This is a genomic window from Paracoccus sp. R12_2, from assembly GCF_017744015.1.
Taxonomy (GTDB): domain Bacteria; phylum Pseudomonadota; class Alphaproteobacteria; order Rhodobacterales; family Rhodobacteraceae; genus Paracoccus.
In genome coordinates, this window is the sequence record NZ_JAGHRA010000021.1 from 15,725 (window position 1) to 34,955 (window position 19,231).

The window sequence follows — 19,231 nt, forward strand, 5'->3', positions numbered from 1 at the left end:
AACGCGGGTTCTCAGAACGGGCTGTCGGGATAGTAGAACTGTTCGGCGTTCTCGGGCGTGATCAGCTGGCTGCCGATGATGTAACGGCCTGCCATCGGTGCGTTCGACACGAAGTTCAGCGCCGTCATCTCGATCGCGGACGAAATCAGCGCCGGCGGATAGGTCACGTTCACCGGCAGTTGCGGATCGTTGTTCATGATCCTTTCGACGATCTGTTTCATGCCAGCGCCGCCGATCACCCACATCTCTTCACTGCGCCCGGCTGCCGAGATCGCTTCCAGAACGCCGATCGCCATGTCGTCATCGGCGGCCCAGACCGCGTCGATCTCGGGGTATTTCGACAGGAAATCCTGCATGACCGTGAAGGCATCGTCGCGGTTCCAGTTGCCGTGTTCCATATCGAGGATCTCGATCTCGGATCCCTCAAGGGCGGCCTGGAATGCCTCCACGCGCTCGTTGTCCAGCGTGGTCGGGATACCGCGCAGGACGACGACCTTGCTGCCGGGCTCAAGGTTCTCGCTGAAATATTCGCCCGCGACGCGGCCGAAGGCGGTGTTGTCACCGGCCACGTAAAGATCCTCGATCCCGTCCTGCGACAGGCCGCGATCGACGACTGTGACGAATTTTCCCGCGTCCTTGACGGCGGCGACAGGCGCGGTCAGCGGTTCGGATTCGAAGGGCAGGACCACCAGCGCGTCGATGTTGCGGGTGGCCATCATGTCTTCGATGTCGCTGACCTGGCTGGCCGCGTCGCCGGCGGTGGACAGCACGAATTCCAGCTGCGGATAGGTTTCGCCCAGCCTTTCGATGCTGTCCTGGGCGTGCCAGTTCAGGCCGCCCATGAAGCCGTGCGTCGCCGAAGGGATCGACACGCCGATGATCTTCTTGTCGGCGTCCTGCGCATAGGCCGCGCCAGCGCCGCCCAGGATTGCGGCAAGCGCGGCCGCCTTCATGAGGTTTCTGCGTTGCATTGATTTTCCTCCCTGTATTACCGCTCGTCGGCGGTGCGTTTCTCTCGCTGCAAGACGACGGCGAGAACGATGATGACGCCCTGGATCGCGCCGTTCAGATAGGGGCTGACCAGATCCGCCAGATTGAGGATGTTGTCGATCAGCGACAGGATCAGCACGCCGACGACGGTGCCCCAGACGCGACCGCGGCCGCCTTTCAGGGCGGTGCCGCCGATGATGACGGCGGCGATCGCCTCAAGTTCCCACAGGACGCCGGTCGAACCCGAGGCCGAGCCGAGGCGGGGCACGTAGAGCACGGTCGAAAGTCCGACCAGCAGACCCAGCAGCATATAGGTCAGCAGCCGGACGCGCCCGACATCGATGGCCGAATAGCGCGCCACGCGATCATTCGAGCCGATCGCCTCGACATGGCGGCCAAAGCGTGAATGCCGCATGATCCATTCGCCCGCGAAGGCGGTCAGCGCGAAGGCGATGATCGGCCATGTCACCCATCCGATGCCGCCGTAATAGACCGGCCGGTACAGCGTCCGCAGGCCGTAATCCAGGCTCAGCGTGCCGCCGTCGGCCAGCCATGTGACCAGCGACCGGAAAATCCCCATCGTCCCCAGCGTGACGATGAATGGCTCGATCCTGGCCTTGGTGATCAGCGCACCGTTCAGATAGCCTGCGGCGATGCCGCCCAAGATCGCGACGCCCATCCCGATCAGGATGGTGCCCCAATTCTCGCCCAGGCCCGGCAGGGCGGCGTTCATGGCAATGATCGCGATGCCGGCAAGGAACGCGGCCATCGACCCCACCGACAGATCCAGCCCGCCGGCGGTGATGACGAAGGTCATGCCGACCGCGATCATCCCGATGAAGGCGGAACGCGCCAGGACATTGGTGATGTTGGCCGGCGCCAGAAAGGCCGAATTCAGAAGCGCGCCCAGAACGATCAGCGCGATCAGTGCGATCAGGGGGCCCAGTGTGTGAAGGTCAGGTTTCATGCGGCCTCTCCGCTGACGCCCATCGCGAGACGGACGATCTTGTCTTCGGTCATGTCCTTGCCGGTCACTTCGCCCGCGATGCGCCCCTCGCGCATGACCAGCACACGGTCGGCTATGCCGATCACCTCGGCCATCTCGCTGCTGATGACGATCAGGCTGCGGCCTTCGTCGGCAAGACGGCGAATAAAGGCGTAAATCTGCTGCTTGGTGCCCACGTCGATCCCCCGTGTCGGTTCGTCGATGATGATGATCTGCGGGTCCGGCAGCATGGTCTTGGCCAGCAGCAGTTTCTGCTGATTGCCGCCAGACAGCTTGCCCGCGATCATCGCAGGGTCGGGGGCGCGGATGTCGAATTCCTGCGTCGCGTGGGCCAGGGCTTCCGTTTCGGCCCGCTGGTCCAGCCTCCAAAGACCGAAGCGCGGCAGATCTGCCAGCGTCAGGTTCTGGGTCAGCCCCTTGTCCAGCAGCAGCCCGGCCTCTTTCCGGTCCTCGGTCAGATAGGCCAGCCCCGCGTCGAAGGCGTCGCGCAGATTGCGGATCGCGACCTTCTGGCCGTTCACGCAGATCTCGCCGGTCGCGGAACGCAAGCCGACGATCCCTTCGGCCAGTTCGGTGCGGCCCGAGCCGACAAGCCCCGCAATGCCCAGAACCTCGCCCCGGTGCAGGGTCAGGCTGACATCGTGGACCCTGCCGGGAACCGACAGCCCCTGCAGATCCAGCGCGGGATCCTGTGAGGGGCGACCCTTGGGCGGATAGAAATCCTGCAATTCGCGGCCGACCATCGCGGCGGCCATGTCGTCCTCGGTCATCTCGCCCCGCATCGCCTGACGGACAACGAGACCGTCGCGCAGGACGGTGATCCGGTCGGCCAGATGCGCCACCTCGTCCAGCCGGTGCGAGCAATACAGGATCGCCACGCCATCGGCGCGCAAACGGTCGATCTGGTCATAAAGCGTGCCCACCTCGCGATGGGTCAGGACGGCGCTGGGTTCGTCCATGATCAGGACGCGGGCGTTGCGCGACAGGGCCTTGGCAATCTCGACCATCTGGCGATCCGGCACGGACAGGTCGCGGATCAGCGTGTCGGGCGAAATCTGAGTGTCCAGTCGCGCCAGCAGCGCGGCCGTATCCCTGCGCATGGCCTTGTGATCAAGCCGCAGTCCACCCGGCTCGCGGCCCAGAAAAACATTCGCGGCCACGCTGAGATCGGCGGCAAGGTTGAATTCCTGATGGATGACGACGATGCCCTGCGCCTCGGCCTCGGGGCCGCTGGAAAAGCGGACGGGCTTGCCGTCCAGCAGGATCTGGCCCTCGGTGGGATCCAGAAACCCGCCCAAAATCTTCATGATCGTGGATTTGCCTGCGCCGTTCTCGCCGATCAGGGCGTGAACCTGACCGGAATCCAGCGCCAGATCGACGTCGTGCAGAACCTCGATCGGACCGAAGCTTTTCGAGACGTCATGCAGGGCCAGAACGGTCATGTCGCGACCTCGACCCAGGCGCCGTCGGCTGAAGACGATGCTTGCGCCGCCGCGATGAACGCCATACCCGACAGGCCATCAGCCAGCCCCGGCACGCGGCCGGCGAGCTGGGTATCGCCCCGGATGATCGTGGCGATGTCGCTGTAGAGATTGGCGAACCCCTCAAGATAGCCCTCAGGATGACCCGGCGGGGTGCGATAGGACTGACTGCGATCCTGTGCACGGGTCAGGATGCGCGCCGGCTCGTCCTTGGGTGTCAGAATCAGCCGTTCGGGCGCGGAAAGCCGCCATTCCAGCGCGGCGGCCGTGCCGAACAGCCGCAGGGACAGGCCGTTTTCCTGCCCGACCGCGACCTGGCTGACCCACAACCCGCCCTTCGCGCCGGAGGCATAGCGCAGCGTGCAGCGCGCGTCGTCATCGATGGGCCGGCCGGGCACGATGCTGGACACCTCTGCCGACAGGTGCGAGGGCGTCTGCCCGGTGACGAACTGTGCCAGCTGCCAGGCATGCGTTCCGATGTCACCCAGCGCTCCGGCGCCCGCGCGGCCGGGATCTGTGCGCCATTCGGCCTGCTTTCCCTGCGCCGGGTCGGACAACCAGCCCTGAAGATATTCGACCTGCACCAGGCGCAGATCGCCCACGCCGCCCTCGGCCACGATCGCGCGCGCCTCGCGCAGCATCGGCAAGGCGCAATAGTTGTGCGTCAGGAAGAACCGCGCGCCGCTGCGCCGTGCGGCATCGGCGATGCGGGCTGCCTGTTCCTGCGTCGCGGCCAGCGGCTTGTCGCAGATCACGTGAATGCCCGCGTCCAGAAATGCCACCGCAGGGTCCGCGTGCATGTGGTTCGGCGTGACGATGGCGACGGCCTGGATCCCGTCATCGCGCGCAGCTTCGGCCTTGGCCATGTCGGCGAAATCGTCATAGCCGCGAATGCCCAGATCTTCGGCGCTGTCCTGCGCCCGCTGGGGATCAGATGACAATGCACCCGCGACCAGCGTGAAATTTCCATCCATCCGGGCGGCGATCCGATGGATCGCGCCGATGAACGCTCCGCTGCCGCCGCCTACCATGCCAAGCCGGATCGGTTTCATAGTCCCAAAGCCCTTCTGATCGCTGCGGGGTCGACATCGCTGGCGGCAAAATCGTCGAAGGCGTGCGGCGTGACCCGGATGATCTGGTCGCGGACAAAGCGCGCGCCTTCCCTTGCGCCGTCTTCGGGGTGCTTCAGCGCGCATTCCCATTCGACAACCGCCCAACCGTCGAACCCGTAGCCGGTCAGTTTCGAGAAGATGGCGCCGAAATCCACCTGACCATCGCCGGGGCTGCGGAAACGCCCCGCCCGGTCGACCCAGGACTGGAAGCCGCCATAGACGCCCTGCCGGCCGGTCGGGTTGAATTCGGCATCCTTGACGTGAAACATCCGGATCCGGTCGTGATAGATGTCGATATTCTGCAGGTAATCAAGCTGCTGAAGCAGGTAATGGGACGGATCATACAACATGTTCGCCCGCCGGTGCCCGCCGACGCGGTCAAGAAACATCTCGAACGTGATGCCGTCATGCAGGTCTTCGCCGGGATGGATCTCGAAGCAGATATCGACGCCCTGATCCTCGGCCAGATCCAGCAGCGGACGCCAGCGTTCCGCCAACGTGTCGAAGGCGGTCTCGACCAGCCCCGGCGCGCGCTGCGGCCACGGATAAAGATAGGGCCATGCCAAGGCCCCGGAAAATGTCGCCATCCGGTCCAGACCCAGAAGATGGCTGAGGCGGATCGTCTTGGCCACCTGATCGACCGCCCATTCCTGGCGGGCGCCAGGGTTGCCGCGCACATCGGCGGGGGCAAATGCGTCGAAGCCTGCATCATAGGCTGGATGCACGGCAACAAGCTGACCCTGCAGATGGGCTGAAAGCTCGGTCACCTCGACGCCGTTGTCTTGCGCGACGCCCAGGAACTGGTCGCGGTAAACGCGCGATTCGATGGCCTTGTCCAGATCCAGGATCCGCGGATCGGATGTCGGAACCTGCACGCCCGCATAGCCGCAATCGGCGGCCCACCGGGTGATCCCGCCCCAGCTGTCGAATGGCGCGGCGTCACCGATGAACTGCGCCAGAAACAGCGCCGGTCCCTTGATCGTCTGCATGATTCCTCTCCCTTGCGACTAGGCTGCACTGCCCTGCAATCGATTGCAAACAAATTCTTGCGGTGCCGTCGCCGCGGGCATAACCTCTGGCGATGGACAAGCGCGCCCCGCCCCCCGGCCGAGCCCGGCTTTCAGATGTCGCAAGATTGGCAGGGGTGTCAGCCTCGACCGTCAGTCGCGTGCTGTCGAACCCGGCGATGGTCGCCGAGCCGACCCGCGAGGCCGTGATCGCGGCGGTGTCCGCCACCGGCTATCGCATGAACCATGCGGCGCGAAACCTGCGCAAGCAGCGGACCGGGACGGTGGTGGCGCTGGTTCCGAATCTGGGCAATCCGTTCTTTGCCAAAATCCTTGACGGGATGGGCCGCGAACTGGCCGGGGCAGGCTATGACCTTCTGGTGGCCGATACGCTGGAGGGTGAGGGCCGAGATACCGCACTGCAACGATTCATGGATCCGTCGCGTGCCGATGGGATCATCCTGCTGGACGGTCTGGTCACGATGCCCGATGATCCGACCGGCTGTGATCTGCCGCCGGTGATAACCGCCTGCGAATGGGTCGAGGGCCTGGCGCTGCCCGGAGTCATGCTGGACAATCAGGAGGGCGCACGGATCGCGATGCGGCATCTGCTGAAGCTTGGCCACGCCCATATCGGTGTGATCGGCGGCCCCCCGGCCAATGTGTTGCACCAGGCGCGCCTGCGCGGCGTTCGCGATGTTGTCGGCGCGTCGCGGCTTACCATGTTTCCCGGCGATTTCACCCTGCAGGCAGGGCAGGACGCGGCGCGGATGTGGCTGGATCTGCCGGTCGGGGATCGGCCCCGCGCGATCTTTGCCTTTTCCGATGAGATGGCCTGTGCGTTCATGGCCGGGCTGTTGCGCGCAGGCATTCATACGCCGCGCGACGTGTCGATCATCGGGTTCGACGATATCGAGATGGGATCGCATCTGACCCCCGCGCTGACGACGATCCGCCAGCCCAAGCGCGACATCGGTCGTCAGGCCGCGCAACTGATCCTGAACCGGATCGCCGGTCGTGACATCATGCCCGTGACCCTTGTGCAGCCGCGCCTGATGCTGCGTGAAACGACAGCCGCACCAACGGGGTGATCAGCGGCACATGCCCGGATCGACGCCGATCCCGCGCAGTGCCCATGCACTGATCTGGCGGACCGTATCCTGAGCTGCCGCGTCGAAGGCCGGGATCAGGTCCGACGTGCGGGTGCTGGCGGCTTCGGCGCTGCTGGCGAAGCGGCCGCGCGACACAACCGTGGCGTCGCTTTCCCGCACAAGCTGGGCATCCACCGCGATGCGGATCAGCGCGCCGTCGCCAGCCAGTTCGGCATTGAAGGCGCCGATCTCGCTGATCAGCGCATAGTCGCCGGCAATCCCCAGCGGGGCGCGGCCGACATGGGTAAAGGCATCGTATCCGCCAAGCGTCTCGACCAGCAGCCGTTGCAAGGTCGCAGGGACCGGATCGCCCCAGATCGCATCCGGAAGATACTGGGTCTGCAACGGAGACGGGCGGATCATGATCCGGTTGCTGTCCAGCGTGCCACGCGCCTTCGGCGGCTCGACCACCAGCTCTGCCAGCCGGCCCCGACCGCATTGCCCCGACCCGACCGACGGGGCCCGCAATTCAAACACGTCGCGGTTCGGCTCACCCTGCAGCGCGGATAGGGCCGCGCAACCGGGCAGGAAAGCGGTCAAGGACAGAAGCAGGGCGGCGGAACGAAACATGGGCACCTCAGCGACGGAATTCTGGCGTGGGCTGACCCCGAAGGATCTGCGCGGGATTTCGTTTCAGCGACGAGACAAGCTGATCCATATTCGCGACAAGTCCTCGCAATTCCTGCGACAGGCGCGAGAATTGCGGCAGCGCGTCGCGCGTGAAAGCCTGCACCGGCCGGCGCGAGCTGTCCAGCATGGCGCGCAGGGAATCGAAGGCGCCGGCGGCAGATTCCGCCGCATCGCGCAACCGCGCTGCGATCAGCGGAACATCATCCGGCAGGCCGGCCAGCGCGTCGTCCAGACGGCCAAGCGTCTGGCGCAGATCCGCAAAGACCGGACCCAGATCCGCAATCACCGCACCCGCGGCATCAAAGGTTCCGGTCGTGGTATCCAGCGCTCGGTCCAGCTTGTCGATCGTCGTATCGGCACGGCCCGCAAGCCGGGACAGATCGCCCTGCAGAGCCGCCACGCTGACCTGCAACTGATTGGTCAGCGGTGTCAGATCTTCGCTGACATAGCCATTGACGCCGGCCAGTGCGGTTCGCGCCTCTTCCGCCGCGCCAGAGACCTGGGTCAGCGTCTTGTCGGCGGACTGACTGAGATCCTGCAGCCGATCGCCGAAGCCAGCCAGATCTGTCGCGGCTGCCGACACGGCCTCGGTCGCCTTCGACACATCCGCCATGGTCTGGTCCAGATTGCCGGTCGATCGTTCGACATTGGTCAGAATCTGGGCGACCCGCGCCTGGTTTTCGTCCCCCAGCAGCGTCGTCAGCTGCGCGGCAAGCACGTTCAGCCGCGTCAGCAGTTGCGGGGCCTGTTCGCCCAATGTCTGCAGCGTCGAACGACCGGACAGGATCACCGGCACCGATTCCGACGACGCCTCACGCAGCAACGGGGCGGTGCCGGTTCCCGGCGTGATCGAGACGGTCGAGATGCCGGTGACCGCCGAGGATTCGATCGAGGCCCGCGAATCCGCGCGAACCGGGGTGTCCTCGTCCATCTCCAGCCGGACACGCACCGATGCCGAATTGTCCGGCGCCAACTGCATATCGACCACCGTGCCGACATTGAGGCCCGCGAACAGCACCTGAGAAGACACGGTCAGCCCCGTCACCTCGGGGAAATAGGCATCATAGTAAGCAAACTGGCGGTTCAATTGCAGGTTCGAAAACCACATCAGGAACCCGATCATGCCCAGGAAGCCTGCAATCGCGAAGGCGCCGATCAGCACGTAATTCGCCTTGGTTTCCATCCGCCTAATCGCCTTTCGGTCGCGACGACATCGCCGCGCGGGCGCGCGGCCCGTGGAAATATTCATGCACCCATGGATGCTGGATCCGCAACATCTGGGCCATGGTACCGCTGGTCAGCACACGCTTTTCCGCCAGAACCGCGATCCGGTCGCAACAGCTGTGCAGCGTATCAAGGTCGTGCGTGACCAGAAAAACCGACAGGTTCAGCGCGTCGCGCAAGGCGACGATCAACCGGTCAAAGGCATCCGCGCCGATGGGGTCCAGCCCGGCGGTCGGTTCGTCCAGAAACACGATCTCGGGATCCAGGGCCAGCGCGCGGGCAAGACCGGCACGCTTGCGCATGCCGCCCGACAACGCGGACGGAAAGGCATCACAGGCCTTCACGGGCAGCCCCGCCATCGAGACCTTCAGCCCGGCCAGCGCGCGGCGATCCGCGTCCGCAAGACCCGGCACCGCGCGCAGCGGAACCTCGACATTCTCGCGCACGGTCAGGGCCGAAAACAGCGCGCCGTCCTGAAACATCACGCCCCAACGGCGTTCCAGTGCCTCACGCGCGGGTCCGGACAGCGTGCCGACATCACGCCCCAGCACGCGGATACTGCCCGCACGGGGTCGGATCAGCCCCACGATGCTGCGCAAAAGGACGGATTTTCCGGTGCCCGACCCTCCGACCACGCCAAGAATCTCGCCCCGCCGCAGATCAAGGTCCAACCCGTCATGGACGACGTGATCGCCGAACTGGGTCCGCAACCCGCGCACCTCGATGACATTCGCGGCGCTCACAATCCGATCTCGGCAAAAAGGATCGAGAATAGCGCGTCCGCGACGATGACGGCAAAGATCGCGTTGACCACCGCGGCCGAGGTCATGCGCCCCAGGGATTCCGCGTCCTTGCCGACCTTCATCCCCGCATGGCATCCGATGACACCGATGATGACGGCAAAGACCGGCGCCTTGACCAGCCCCGCGATGACATTGCCGACCCCGGTATCCGATAGCCTGGACAGGAACATCGGAGGCGAAATGCCAAGCGTGATCCACGACATCATCGCACCACCCAGCAAACCCGACAGATCGGCCAGCAGTCCAAGGATCGGCAGCATCAGGATCAGCGCCAGGATGCGCGGCAGGATCAGAACCATGTCCGGGTCCAGCCCAAGGGTTCGCATCGCGTCGATTTCCTCGCGCATCTTCATCGACCCGATCGAGGCTGTCAGCGCCGAGGCCGTACGCCCGGCGACGATGATTGCGGTCAGCAGAATGCCCAGCTCGCGCAGCACCGAAATCGCGATCAGGTCCACGACGAAAACCTCGGCCCCGAATTGCCGCAGTTGCGTGGCGCCCTGGAATGCCAGCACCACACCGATCAGGAACGACATCACCGTGACGATGGGCACGGCCCGCAGGCCGGTCTGCTCGCAGTGATGGATCAGCGAGGTCAGGCGGAACTGCGAGGGATGGCGGATGCCGCGCCAGAATGCGGCCAGAAAGCGGCCCAGATATTCTGCCAGTTCGCGAAAGAAGACCAGCGCGGCGATCACGTTGCGCCCGGTCTCGGCCAGTGCCCGTCGCAGGCGCGGTGTCGGTGCGGGAACGTCATCGGCGACGGGCAGCGCCTTGGCCACGGTGTCGATAAGTCCGGCCTGCGCGGCGCTGCCCCCGTGAAGGCGGCTGCCTTGCTGTCGGGCGCGGGCCAGATACCACGCACCGGCAGTATCCAGGCGTTCCAGCATGGCGATCGAAAGCTGCGGCGGCGCACGGCGTGGCAGCTGTGGCAAGGTCCAGACATTCAGGGAACCGGCCAGTTCCAGCATGTCTCCATGACGCGACTGGGTCAGGGTGGATCGGTCTGGATCGTCGCTGGCAGGGGACTCTGCAGGTTTCACACCTTCGGTGCCTGCTTGGTGCCCTGCGTCGGAATTTTGGTGACTCGTCAGCGCCTTGATCCCGCGTTGCATTCTTGCCGATCTGTGACGACTGCCATCCTAGCCAATCGCCGCGGTCACGCAAACCCGGATTTCAGCGGTCGCGATGCAGTTCCACGCGCCCAATTCATCACGTTCCGGAATCGATTTGTGGGTAACGATTCAGGATCGTCGTTGGACGATCGAATCGGCGCGATCCACAATTCTTCCATGGAACATGCACCTGAACTGCCCCTGTGCCTGACCCGCCGCGATGCGTCGCTGAACATGGCGCGCTTCTACAGCCTGGACATCGCGGCGGATCTGTTCGGCGGTGCGGTTCTGGTGCGCCATTGGGGTCGCATCGGAAAGACAGGCCAGGAGCGGCGCGAATGGTTTGCCGATCCGGTCAATGCGCGCAGGCAGGCGCTGATGTGGCGCGACCGAAAGCTGCGGCGGGGCTATTGTTGACGGAAAGACTTTGTTATAGCGATGACATCCTGACCGCGTTTCCGGGGGACCGATGGCAGATCTGCAGAAATTCCGAAGCACCGGCCTGATTGCACAAAGCGCGGGCGCGGCTGCTGCGGCACTGAAGGCGCGCGCCGCTGAATGGGATGCGCCGTTGTCTGAGACGCCTGAACGGCTTTCCTTGATGCTTTGGGGGTGTGAACTGCATCTGATCCTGCAGGATCAGGGGCTTCGGGTCGATCTTGCCGGGCCCGAACGGCGATTGATCGGAAGTCTTCGCGATACCGCGACCCAGATCTTCGCCGAGGCCGGGCTGGAGGTGAGATGGGACCATGTCGATACTGGCGCGCTTGCGCCGGGATTGTCCCTGATGCGCGTCAGTCAGGTCCGGCCGACGACGCCGAATTTCCTGCGTGTGCGGCTGACCGGCCCCGATGCGGCGCGGTTCGGCACTGGCAGCCTGCATTTTCGGCTGCTTCTGCCGCCCGCCGGTCGAAGCCCCGTCTGGCCACGCGTTGCCGCCAGTGGCCGCACCGTCTGGCCCGAAGGGCCTGACGCGCTGCACCGACCTGTCTATACAGTCGCGGCGCAGGAGGACGACTGGCTGGAGTTCGACATTTTCCGCCACGCCGGCAGCCCCACCTGCGATTGGGCCGACAGCGATCCGGTGGGCGCAGAGGTCGGCGTCCTCGGCCCCGGCGGCGGCTGGTGCCCTGATGCGCGACGGCTGTTCCTGTTCGGCGATCAGACTGCGCTACCCGCCATTGTCAGAATGCTGAGACTGGCGCGTGGCGAGGTGCGGGCAGTCCTGTCCTGTGCTGCAGACGATCTTGGCGATGCCGTGACTGATCCCCGCGTGACGCGCAGCGATGATCTGTTGGATGGTGTTCGGAAGCTGCAGGATCTGACGCATGACGATTTCGTCTGGTTCGCGGCCCGGGCCGATCAGGCCCGGGCCGCGCGTCAGCACCTTCTTGAACGTGGAATACCGAAACAAGGATTCGTCGCGGCCGCATATTGGGGCTGACCGAATGATGCTGACGTACGGCACTTGAGTTCCATAATTCAGATTATCCCGATTTAAGATGTAGAACCCAGATAGAATTGTCGGACCTACGATATATTGACCATTCGGGCAGATTTCTGACCATTCCACGCGCAATTAGTGACCACTAGCTCTGCCCTCATTCGAGATATGCTATAGTCTTCAGTCATTTAAATAGTTTTGCCGCGTTCTGTCTTTACGGCAATCCTCGGCTACCCACTGGATTTGCCGGCCTGTTGACGTCTCAGCATCTTCACGGCACCCCAACCGCAGCAACATCAGTTCGCCTGATAGGACGTCACATGCGGCAAGAACAGAAACATCAACAAATGCGATCCCATCTGAGCTCTTGGACCGTGAAGCACGACGCAGTTCCCGGCACCAGCAGCTCCTAGTCACGCCTCCTCCGCCTCCAGAGAAATACAGCTGAGCGACTTCCAACCCCGGGTGATCACCTGGCGGGAGGATGAACTTTGCCGAAAGGTCTAAAAATGTCGACGATCGCCTTTACAGAAGCTCGCTTTTTCAACCCTCTTGAGACCAGATATGCCGTTGAGAGGCGTTTTTCCGAACATCTTGAGAAACTGCGCCGGACGCGGAAATCGGCGTCTGGTGCAGGAGCTGCACAACTGTCCGACGAAGCCGGTTTTCAACTCCCTGACTTGTTGTCCGATCACGATGACGGGCGCATCCAACGTCGTGCACACCGTTTGATGGAGCGTCGCGAAGCGGCCACCGGCCTTTCCCATCTCAAGAAAGAAGATAGAGCACGTCTGGAAATTCTTCGCGATGGTGTCCGCTTGATCGCCATTGCCTCTGAGCACCGGGCTGACGAACTAGCCGCCCAACTTCACGCCGAGATGCCATGGATGGCCGCAGTGAATGAGGTCGTCTGGCATGCGATGCGTCGATCCGTGCGCGAAGGCTGGCCTGGGTTCCGGGCGCCGCCATTACTGCTCGACGGGCCTCCGGGCATCGGGAAAAGCCACTGGGCGCGGCGATTGGGGGAGCTCTTGTCAGTCCCCACGACTGTCATTGAAGCCACGGGCGAGAATGCCAGCTTCAGTATCGTTGGATCACAGCGTGGCTGGTCCGGAGCTTATCCGGGGCGAGCACTCGAAACAGTTCTGCAGACCCAAGTCGGCAATCCGGTGATCGTCGTGGACGAAATCGAAAAGGCCGGACTAGTGGTTTCGAGCAAGGGCCAAGCGTTTGGTCTGGCAGAAGGCCTCCTGCCTCTCTTGGAGCCGATGACTGCCAGGCGCTGGAGTTGCCCCTACTTTCAGGTGAAGTTTGACATGAGTTGGATGTCGTGGATCCTGACAAGCAACAACTTCCGGCAGCTGCCGATGCCCCTACTCAATCGATGCCCCCCAACGAGGCTTCAAGAGCCGACGGCGACAGATCTGGACAGATTTGTTCGACGACAGGGAACTCGAGACGCCCTCTCCGACGCGAGCATCGAAGCAATCGTGTCTGCGCTTGCCCATGCGGTGCGTCACGGACAGCGACCGACCCTACGTGCCGCCGTTCGTCTGCTGCGCTATGCAAGGGACTTAGAGAGCAGGCCGATGCTGCATTGAGCAGGCCCCTACCCCGGACAAAGACAACTATGCATCACTTCGCGTTGATGAACTCTGACCTATCGTTCAGGCCGCCAACGTGACACCTCATGAGGAGTTTAAGGACCCTGACCGATCTCACGCTGGATCCGCCAGACGCGACTAGAGACTAGGCTGGGGTGCCGCGGAAGAACGAAGATTATCTGATCCTCTTGATGATCCATACGGCCAAGGGAGGAATGGAAGTCCGTCTATCTGCTGAACGCTCTGGACGGCTGCATTCCCTCGGACCTTGGGCAGCCGCACGACGCTCGGCTTGCCGCTGCGCTTCCATGTCACCCAGCAAAGCCGAAGTGGCGACCGGCACATTTATGCGACGCGGACGCGGTTCATCCCGGCGGCAATCCTGGTTCTGTTCGAGAGCGTAAGGTGGGGGCCACAGCTGCAACTGGCTGACGCGCGACATGCGCCGACACCGATAGAGGTGCCAGCCAAGATGCGGGGGTGGTGGGAAAGTTTGAGCGCCCTCAATCTGCTGCACTTGAAATTCTATACATAACTCGCGACAAAGCTGACCCCGTGGCATCTTGAAGTGTGAGGGCATTGAGCGATGGAGCACTCATTCGTGGCGAGCAAGACAAACGTTCAGAGTGGGCGAGGAAGGGTCGGAGCCGACCTTCGCTGCGCCTTGGGCGAACGGCAGCGGTGCGCAGTGAAGCGGACATTGGCGGCAGAAGCGGCCAACAAGGGCGCCAGATCGACGCGAAGAGCCCAAACTACTTCGGAAGGCTAGGGCAGCATTTCGCAGTCGCAGAACGAAGGCTTCGGTAGGGGCGGCCCACAGCTGCCATTGGCCAGTTCTTGGGACGCTGCTGCGCCGCTTTCGCATTGCGGACATTCACCCTATAGTCATCAGGACTACCGAGGAAGATAAAACGATGACCATACTCGACGAGTTGAACAATGACATACGGAGAAAGGTCGGGACCCTGCAAGCAGGCCAACAATTTTCACTTCGAACGCTCTTTGGTGGAAGTGAAGAGTTCGAGAAATGCGGCAGCTCTGGTCAGCGAAAGGCACTGGGAACTCAGTTCCGTAGAGCGGTAACAGGTGGGGAGTTCAAGGACGTCGAGTATTCACACCACAACCAATCGCCATCCGAGCACTGGTATCGGCGGGTTTGACGGCCCAAACCGGCAGTTGCTGATAGCGTCATTTGCTCAGGCGCAGCTTCACAAGAGCTGACCTACATTCTTATCAGTCAAAAGTCACCAATTTATGAAAAGCTTCTTATGGCTAATGCTTGTCTAACCTCATTTAGGACGGTCTCAAGTTCAGCACTGGAGTCCGTGGAAAAGCCGTCCGATATCGTTTGGAGCTCCTCATATGAACCCACACGTGTAGTGCTGTTCGTCTCCATTCGAAGGCAATAATGATGTCGATTGAAGTCTCCAGCCTTGACCATCTGTTGAAGCATTTCGATTACGGGATTTGGTGCAATCCCAGTCTCAAGTTCCATTGCGTTAACAATTTGGCTTAGTATTCCGCATATAAAGCCAATGTCAGGAAGTATCCTAATAGAGAAACGTCGAGCACGGTTCGCGTGCTTCTGAATGGGAGCTTGCTGTATGACGGGTCGTTCATGTTCGCGAATGAAAGCAAGGAGCCAAGTCTCAATCTCGACAAGTGTTTTGCCTTCACACCACATCCCGATCAATGCTTTCAAAGCACCTAAGATGATTAGCGAGCTTGCATCCTTGTCCACTTGATTTGTGTAAGCACGCCCAAATACGGTCTTTAGAGACGTTTCTCGAACGAGTAGCATTAAGTCTGCGGATGATGTTACACAGACATCCAGAAGCCAAGTGACCCAGGCGACCGTTTCGGCTTTGTCGACTGGAGCAGACCCCATCTGGCTGACAATGCGAACAATCAGCTCAGGCGGAACGCCATTCCGAACCGCCAATGACTCCTGCCAAGGAAGCACAGGAGGGTCCTGCAACATTGCTGTCGCTGCGATGAGCGCCGTCCGCCGAGACTGGAGCCACGAATCGGCAGAGGCCGCATCTTGCGACTTGCGCACAAAATACCCGAACGATCTTCCCGCGATGTCATCAAAACCCGATTGACCATCAATCGTGACCGAGGAGAGGCGCCTTATCATTGCCTGAGTTTTGGGGTCGGAACTGGCTGTTGCTTCTACAGTATCCAGTAGTAATTTGACTGGATCTATAATGTTCTGGCACGCATCTTTATCAGAAAATACAATATTTAGCGGGTTTTGATTCTGACCGAAAGAAAATGTCGAAAAGTCGACTCTAATTGGATTGGCTGGCACAACAATAGAGAGTCCGGTTGCGGAATAGGCTGCCCGGCCAGCTCGGCCCAATGCATTCAAAATCTCATGGGGAAGCAGGTCTTTTCTCGGGTTTCCACCTGGGTCATCTTGAGCGCTTCGATCGGTTCCTGCCAGAATGACCACGTCGCAAGGTAAATTGAGACCTTGAGCGATTGTAGAAGTTGCAGCAATTACCTCTAATCCCAGGCTTGGCCCCGTCAAGGCGCGGCCGCTGCGAAAGACAGATTCCATCAACCTCCGTTCCAAAGGAATCAAGTCACCATGATGGACACCCGCGCGTAGCCCGGTGGGTTCATAGGCTGCCTCGGAAGTGCCAACATCTTTCAGTATTGAATCGCGCATTACTTGTTGATCAATGTTCAACGCGATGTCGGCAGTCTCAATTTGATCATTTACGGAATCGGCAATACTGCCGCATGCTCTCGCGTCGGCGCAAAAAACAATAACGCGCTTGCCTTGAGCTGCATAATCAGAAGCCAGTTGTGCCGCGACAGAATTTCTATTTGACGTATGACGTCCGTTCGATTTGCGCTTCAAAGGCGGCGCTGCTGACGTTAATCTACGCACCGCAAGTTTCTCCGGCCGTTTTGGATGCCAGCCAGACAAGAGAGAAAACAACCCATAGGGTTTAACTGGAATCGAGTTTCTCTCCGTTTGTGTGGGAAGCTTTGCAGTCTCGTTCGCCGAACTTCGGACTTCGGCGTCGTCATATATCACACATGAGCGTAGCTGACGTGTCGGCTTCCAGGGGTCATCGAAGCAGTGGACTGTTGATCCAGTGGTCGAGCTAAGCCAAGCGGCAATTTCCTCGCCATTTGCGACCATTGCGGAAAGTAGAAGAAGGTCAGCATCCTGTCGGCAACTGATGAAGCTCAACAGTGCCAACATAGCATCGATTGCGCGTGAGTTGATTTTGGGCGACGCCAAGTTGTCTGCGCTAATTAAGTGAAATTCATCAAAAACAAGCAAGCCAACATTTTCGAAAAGCTCCGGAGCCGACCCTAATAGTGCGAGACATCTTTCAGGGGTCATCACGGAGAGTTGCGGGAGCCGATCTCCAATCTCCTCCAACAATGTCTCTTCGACGCTTTCAGGTTTGATATCTCCAACTTCACCCGACAGGTCATATTCCACCTGATCCACAAGTGCGTGGGTCGGCGCGAGGTAAACAACACTCTTGTCGGCGCACAAGACAGCTGCAATTTTCAGAACCGATAACGTGGTCTTCCCAGAGCCAGTAGGAGTTGTCATCACCATTGAGGAGCCACTGTCAAGGTATCCAGTCGCGATTGCGCGCAAGTGGTTAGTCCAAAGGAATGGCCTTTTTTCGGCTTGAGGCAGCAACCACTCTCTCCAAGTGACTGGTTTGGCCCCTGCGGGAGCCGGCGTGCGCACAAGCATGGTTTGCCTCACTCTCGGCAATAATCGCAATAAGAGGGTAGCAACATGATGTGGCCCCGCATATTGTTCGTGCATGAGGCCATAGATCCCCTCCGGAAGTTCAGTGCCGTGTGGTTGTGCGAGAGAAATGACCCGAGTCAACTTCTCTTCCAAGTCTTCCGAAATCTCTGTTCTACCCAAGGCTTCTACAGCGAGACCTTGAACGCAGTAAGCACACTCGCGAAACAATAGATTTGTTGCATGCTGTCTGGCGTCGTCCGCTGCAATCCATTCTCCCTCCAAATCTCGTTCAGCGACCTTGAGGAGCTCGCCCCTCGCAAATTCCCGTATCGAGATTATCAACGCTCGCCGAATTGCATGATCTTCACCTACCGCAATGAGTTTGGAAGCAGATTCCGCTGCATCCGCCGCGCGATCTGCGATCAGGAAAAGCAGTGTGCTCGAAATGGAAGATGATATTGCGTCGCTGGAGAGCAGTGTTGGACCTTCTGTTCGGGCGTCTGTTGCTCCAGCTATGAGCTGATGTGCGCTCGCTGCTACAAATGCTGCCGCTTTTGCCCGATCTGGCTGCAAGCCGAATGCTACATAAGCTTCAAAGGTGGCAGCCAAACGGCGAATCCTATCAAGGAGAATTTCCCGCCGAGTTTCGTCTTCTCCAATATTTTCTATTCGGATCGTAGCAATCTCGATATGAGCTTCTGTGAGCAGTTCATCAAGCACGTTGGCATCAAGGCCTGGCAAACTTGGCGCAGAACGGATCAGCTGCCGTGAACTTTCATCAAACAACGCTATCTCCTGTGGCCGATCCGATTTCTTGCAATTTCGTAATCACATCTTCAGCCAACTCCGCGAGGCCAGTTCTAACGTCAGTAAAGGGAAGGATGCCTCCAATCCTGCTTTCAAGTGCCCCCAACGCAACATCTTCAAAGCCGGAAAAGAGTTGCGCAAAATCGCTCTTCCCTCGCTGGTCTTCTCCAGTAGCTACGGAGACACGGAAGTGCCTAATCTTCTCCCAGAAGATCGTATCGACTGCGTCCTCCAATTCTTCTTCTGAAAGACCTGGAACAGCTTTGAGAAGAGTATTTAGTGAAGAGTGAACCTCGTCTTCACGATCACCTTCGCAAATAGAGCTTATCTCCTTCCAGACGCTCGATGTGATCAGGTTACGTGGGGCCTGTGATGCTTTGTCCTCACACAGAACGACTCTCATCACTTTCTTCTGTGCGTCATCCAGATCGATTATGAAGCCATCAAATCCCTTGTCTGCTTGGCGCACATGTGGCGGGGTAAGTATACTTGTCGGACTTGCCAGCCGAGCGGCCACCCATGACAAATACTGAAAGAGATGGCCGTCTCTGTGTTCAATAGATACCTTTATGCTATTCTTAGCTTTCTCTCGCTCTTCCTCATTGCCGTGCTCCATCAGTTCGAGGTCCCCTGGTTTGGGGGCTGTGAGTTTATTGATCGCGTTCGGAAGTGCTCTCTTTGTCGATGATCGCGCCCGTGGGTCAAGAGCTGCGACGACGCGTTGAGCATTCATTCCTTGCTGTAAATATAGATAGGCTAAGATCGTTAAAAGCTGCTCTCGTTTATGCGATTCGATACACCACTCACTCAGATCGCATTCGACCGACGAGCGCTTAGATTGAGCCAACGGCAAGATACGCACTCCAATGTTCTATACTGACGACATATGGCAGAAAGCATCTTAAAGATGAAGCTCCGCCAACGACGTCTGTTCACGAGGAGGTGCTCTTGCGAGCTCTCACACGTAGCGAACGTCCGCAAACCGCCCACCTTCCGGGTGACTTCGCCAAAGCAGCGTAAATTGAGCACGCGCGGCGAAAGGCGGGAAGGTCCCGCATAGCTGGCTTTCCCTAGTCAATTTCGCCGGGTCAGGCACGAACGTCTGGTTTGGAGAAGTGCGC

The 19,231-nt window shown here is 60.5% G+C and carries 16 protein-coding genes; 5 read left to right on the forward strand and 11 right to left on the reverse strand.

Annotated features, from left to right (window positions below):
- Nucleotides 1-11: 11 nt before the first annotated feature.
- From J7359_RS18030 to J7359_RS18050, 5 genes are read right to left on the reverse strand one after another with little or no spacing between them, the layout of a single operon-like run.
- Nucleotides 12-971 carry an ABC transporter substrate-binding protein gene (locus tag J7359_RS18030; protein WP_209058698.1) on the reverse strand — a complete coding sequence of 320 codons (960 nt, stop codon included), beginning with the start codon at nt 969-971 and terminating at the stop codon, nt 12-14.
- A gap of 17 nt (nt 972-988) precedes the next feature.
- Entirely contained in the window at nt 989-1,957 is a 969-nt protein-coding gene (locus tag J7359_RS18035; protein WP_209058699.1) for an ABC transporter permease, read from the reverse strand.
- Nucleotides 1,954-3,438, reverse strand: a complete 1,485-nt coding sequence (locus J7359_RS18040) for a sugar ABC transporter ATP-binding protein (RefSeq protein ID WP_209058702.1) — start codon at nt 3,436-3,438, stop codon at nt 1,954-1,956. Before J7359_RS18040 ends, J7359_RS18035 begins: the two co-directional genes overlap by 4 nt.
- A complete protein-coding gene (locus tag J7359_RS18045) occupies nt 3,435-4,529 on the reverse strand; it encodes a Gfo/Idh/MocA family oxidoreductase (protein WP_209058712.1) in 1,095 nt (364 codons plus the stop codon). The genes J7359_RS18040 and J7359_RS18045 overlap by 4 nt, the downstream gene beginning before the upstream one ends.
- The gene (locus J7359_RS18050; protein WP_209058714.1) at nt 4,526-5,578 is read right to left on the reverse strand and encodes a sugar phosphate isomerase/epimerase; all 1,053 of its coding nucleotides are present in this window, start codon (nt 5,576-5,578) and stop codon (nt 4,526-4,528) included. The genes J7359_RS18045 and J7359_RS18050 overlap by 4 nt, the downstream gene beginning before the upstream one ends.
- Before the next feature lie 92 nt (nt 5,579-5,670).
- Here J7359_RS18050 and J7359_RS18055 point away from each other — a divergent pair, with 92 nt between their 5' ends.
- Nucleotides 5,671-6,687: a LacI family DNA-binding transcriptional regulator gene (locus tag J7359_RS18055; RefSeq protein ID WP_209058717.1), complete on the forward strand. Its 1,017-nt coding sequence runs from the start codon at nt 5,671-5,673 to the stop codon at nt 6,685-6,687.
- Here the strand turns inward: J7359_RS18055 and J7359_RS18060 are convergent, their stop codons facing one another.
- Genes J7359_RS18060 through J7359_RS18075 form a run of 4 tightly spaced genes read right to left on the reverse strand, consistent with a single transcriptional unit; the run spans nt 6,688 to nt 10,375 of the window.
- Entirely contained in the window at nt 6,688-7,317 is a 630-nt protein-coding gene (locus J7359_RS18060; protein ID WP_209058720.1) for an ABC-type transport auxiliary lipoprotein family protein, read from the reverse strand.
- Nucleotides 7,318-7,324: 7 nt separating this feature from the next.
- Nucleotides 7,325-8,560, reverse strand: a complete 1,236-nt coding sequence (locus J7359_RS18065; protein WP_209058723.1) for an MlaD family protein — start codon at nt 8,558-8,560, stop codon at nt 7,325-7,327.
- Nucleotides 8,561-8,564: 4 nt separating this feature from the next.
- Complete coding sequence (locus tag J7359_RS18070; RefSeq protein ID WP_348524419.1) at nt 8,565-9,344, reverse strand: ABC transporter ATP-binding protein; 780 nt, start codon at nt 9,342-9,344, stop codon at nt 8,565-8,567.
- Nucleotides 9,341-10,375 carry an ABC transporter permease gene (locus J7359_RS18075; RefSeq protein WP_209058830.1) on the reverse strand — a complete coding sequence of 345 codons (1,035 nt, stop codon included), beginning with the start codon at nt 10,373-10,375 and terminating at the stop codon, nt 9,341-9,343. The genes J7359_RS18070 and J7359_RS18075 overlap by 4 nt, the downstream gene beginning before the upstream one ends.
- A 321-nt stretch (nt 10,376-10,696) precedes the next feature.
- On the opposite strand from J7359_RS18075, the gene J7359_RS18080 reads away from it, so the two are divergent.
- The 4 genes from J7359_RS18080 to J7359_RS18095 all read left to right on the forward strand — a co-directional run bounded on the left by J7359_RS18080 (nt 10,697) and on the right by J7359_RS18095 (nt 14,727).
- Nucleotides 10,697-10,936 carry a WGR domain-containing protein gene (locus tag J7359_RS18080; RefSeq protein WP_209058725.1) on the forward strand — a complete coding sequence of 80 codons (240 nt, stop codon included), beginning with the start codon at nt 10,697-10,699 and terminating at the stop codon, nt 10,934-10,936.
- A gap of 52 nt (nt 10,937-10,988) precedes the next feature.
- Nucleotides 10,989-11,963, forward strand: a complete 975-nt coding sequence (locus J7359_RS18085) for a siderophore-interacting protein (RefSeq protein WP_209058727.1) — start codon at nt 10,989-10,991, stop codon at nt 11,961-11,963.
- Between the two features lie 509 nt (nt 11,964-12,472).
- On the forward strand, nt 12,473-13,564 hold the full coding sequence (locus J7359_RS18090; RefSeq protein ID WP_209058729.1) for an AAA family ATPase: 1,092 nt from the start codon (nt 12,473-12,475) through the stop codon (nt 13,562-13,564).
- 917 nt (nt 13,565-14,481) lie between these two features.
- Nucleotides 14,482-14,727 (forward strand): DUF1413 domain-containing protein, encoded by a 246-nt coding sequence (locus tag J7359_RS18095; RefSeq protein ID WP_209058732.1) that lies wholly within the window; start codon nt 14,482-14,484, stop codon nt 14,725-14,727.
- Nucleotides 14,728-14,819: 92 nt separating this feature from the next.
- Here J7359_RS18095 and J7359_RS18100 read toward each other — a convergent pair whose 3' ends face one another.
- Complete coding sequence (locus tag J7359_RS18100; protein WP_209058735.1) at nt 14,820-18,089, reverse strand: DEAD/DEAH box helicase; 3,270 nt, start codon at nt 18,087-18,089, stop codon at nt 14,820-14,822.
- Nucleotides 18,082-18,972, reverse strand: a complete 891-nt coding sequence (locus tag J7359_RS18105; RefSeq protein WP_209058738.1) for a hypothetical protein — start codon at nt 18,970-18,972, stop codon at nt 18,082-18,084. Before J7359_RS18105 ends, J7359_RS18100 begins: the two co-directional genes overlap by 8 nt.
- Between the last annotated feature and the right edge of the window lie 259 nt (nt 18,973-19,231).

Excerpts from the sequence above, each read along its gene's own strand:
- J7359_RS18030 (WP_209058698.1), bottom strand. The coding sequence starts at position 971 with ATGCAACGCAGAAACCTCATGAAGGCGGCCGCGCTTGCCGCAATCCTG.
- J7359_RS18035 (WP_209058699.1), bottom strand. The coding sequence starts at position 1,957 with ATGAAACCTGACCTTCACACACTGGGCCCCCTGATCGCACTGATCGCG.
- J7359_RS18040 (WP_209058702.1), bottom strand. The coding sequence starts at position 3,438 with ATGACCGTTCTGGCCCTGCATGACGTCTCGAAAAGCTTCGGTCCGATC.
- J7359_RS18045 (WP_209058712.1), bottom strand. The coding sequence starts at position 4,529 with ATGAAACCGATCCGGCTTGGCATGGTAGGCGGCGGCAGCGGAGCGTTC.
- J7359_RS18050 (WP_209058714.1), bottom strand. The coding sequence starts at position 5,578 with ATGCAGACGATCAAGGGACCGGCGCTGTTTCTGGCGCAGTTCATCGGT.
- J7359_RS18055 (WP_209058717.1), top strand. The coding sequence starts at position 5,671 with ATGGACAAGCGCGCCCCGCCCCCCGGCCGAGCCCGGCTTTCAGATGTC.
- J7359_RS18060 (WP_209058720.1), bottom strand. The coding sequence starts at position 7,317 with ATGTTTCGTTCCGCCGCCCTGCTTCTGTCCTTGACCGCTTTCCTGCCC.
- J7359_RS18065 (WP_209058723.1), bottom strand. The coding sequence starts at position 8,560 with ATGGAAACCAAGGCGAATTACGTGCTGATCGGCGCCTTCGCGATTGCA.
- J7359_RS18075 (WP_209058830.1), bottom strand. The coding sequence starts at position 10,375 with ATGCTGGAACTGGCCGGTTCCCTGAATGTCTGGACCTTGCCACAGCTG.
- J7359_RS18080 (WP_209058725.1), top strand. The coding sequence starts at position 10,697 with ATGGAACATGCACCTGAACTGCCCCTGTGCCTGACCCGCCGCGATGCG.
- J7359_RS18085 (WP_209058727.1), top strand. The coding sequence starts at position 10,989 with ATGGCAGATCTGCAGAAATTCCGAAGCACCGGCCTGATTGCACAAAGC.
- J7359_RS18090 (WP_209058729.1), top strand. The coding sequence starts at position 12,473 with ATGTCGACGATCGCCTTTACAGAAGCTCGCTTTTTCAACCCTCTTGAG.
- J7359_RS18095 (WP_209058732.1), top strand. The coding sequence starts at position 14,482 with ATGACCATACTCGACGAGTTGAACAATGACATACGGAGAAAGGTCGGG.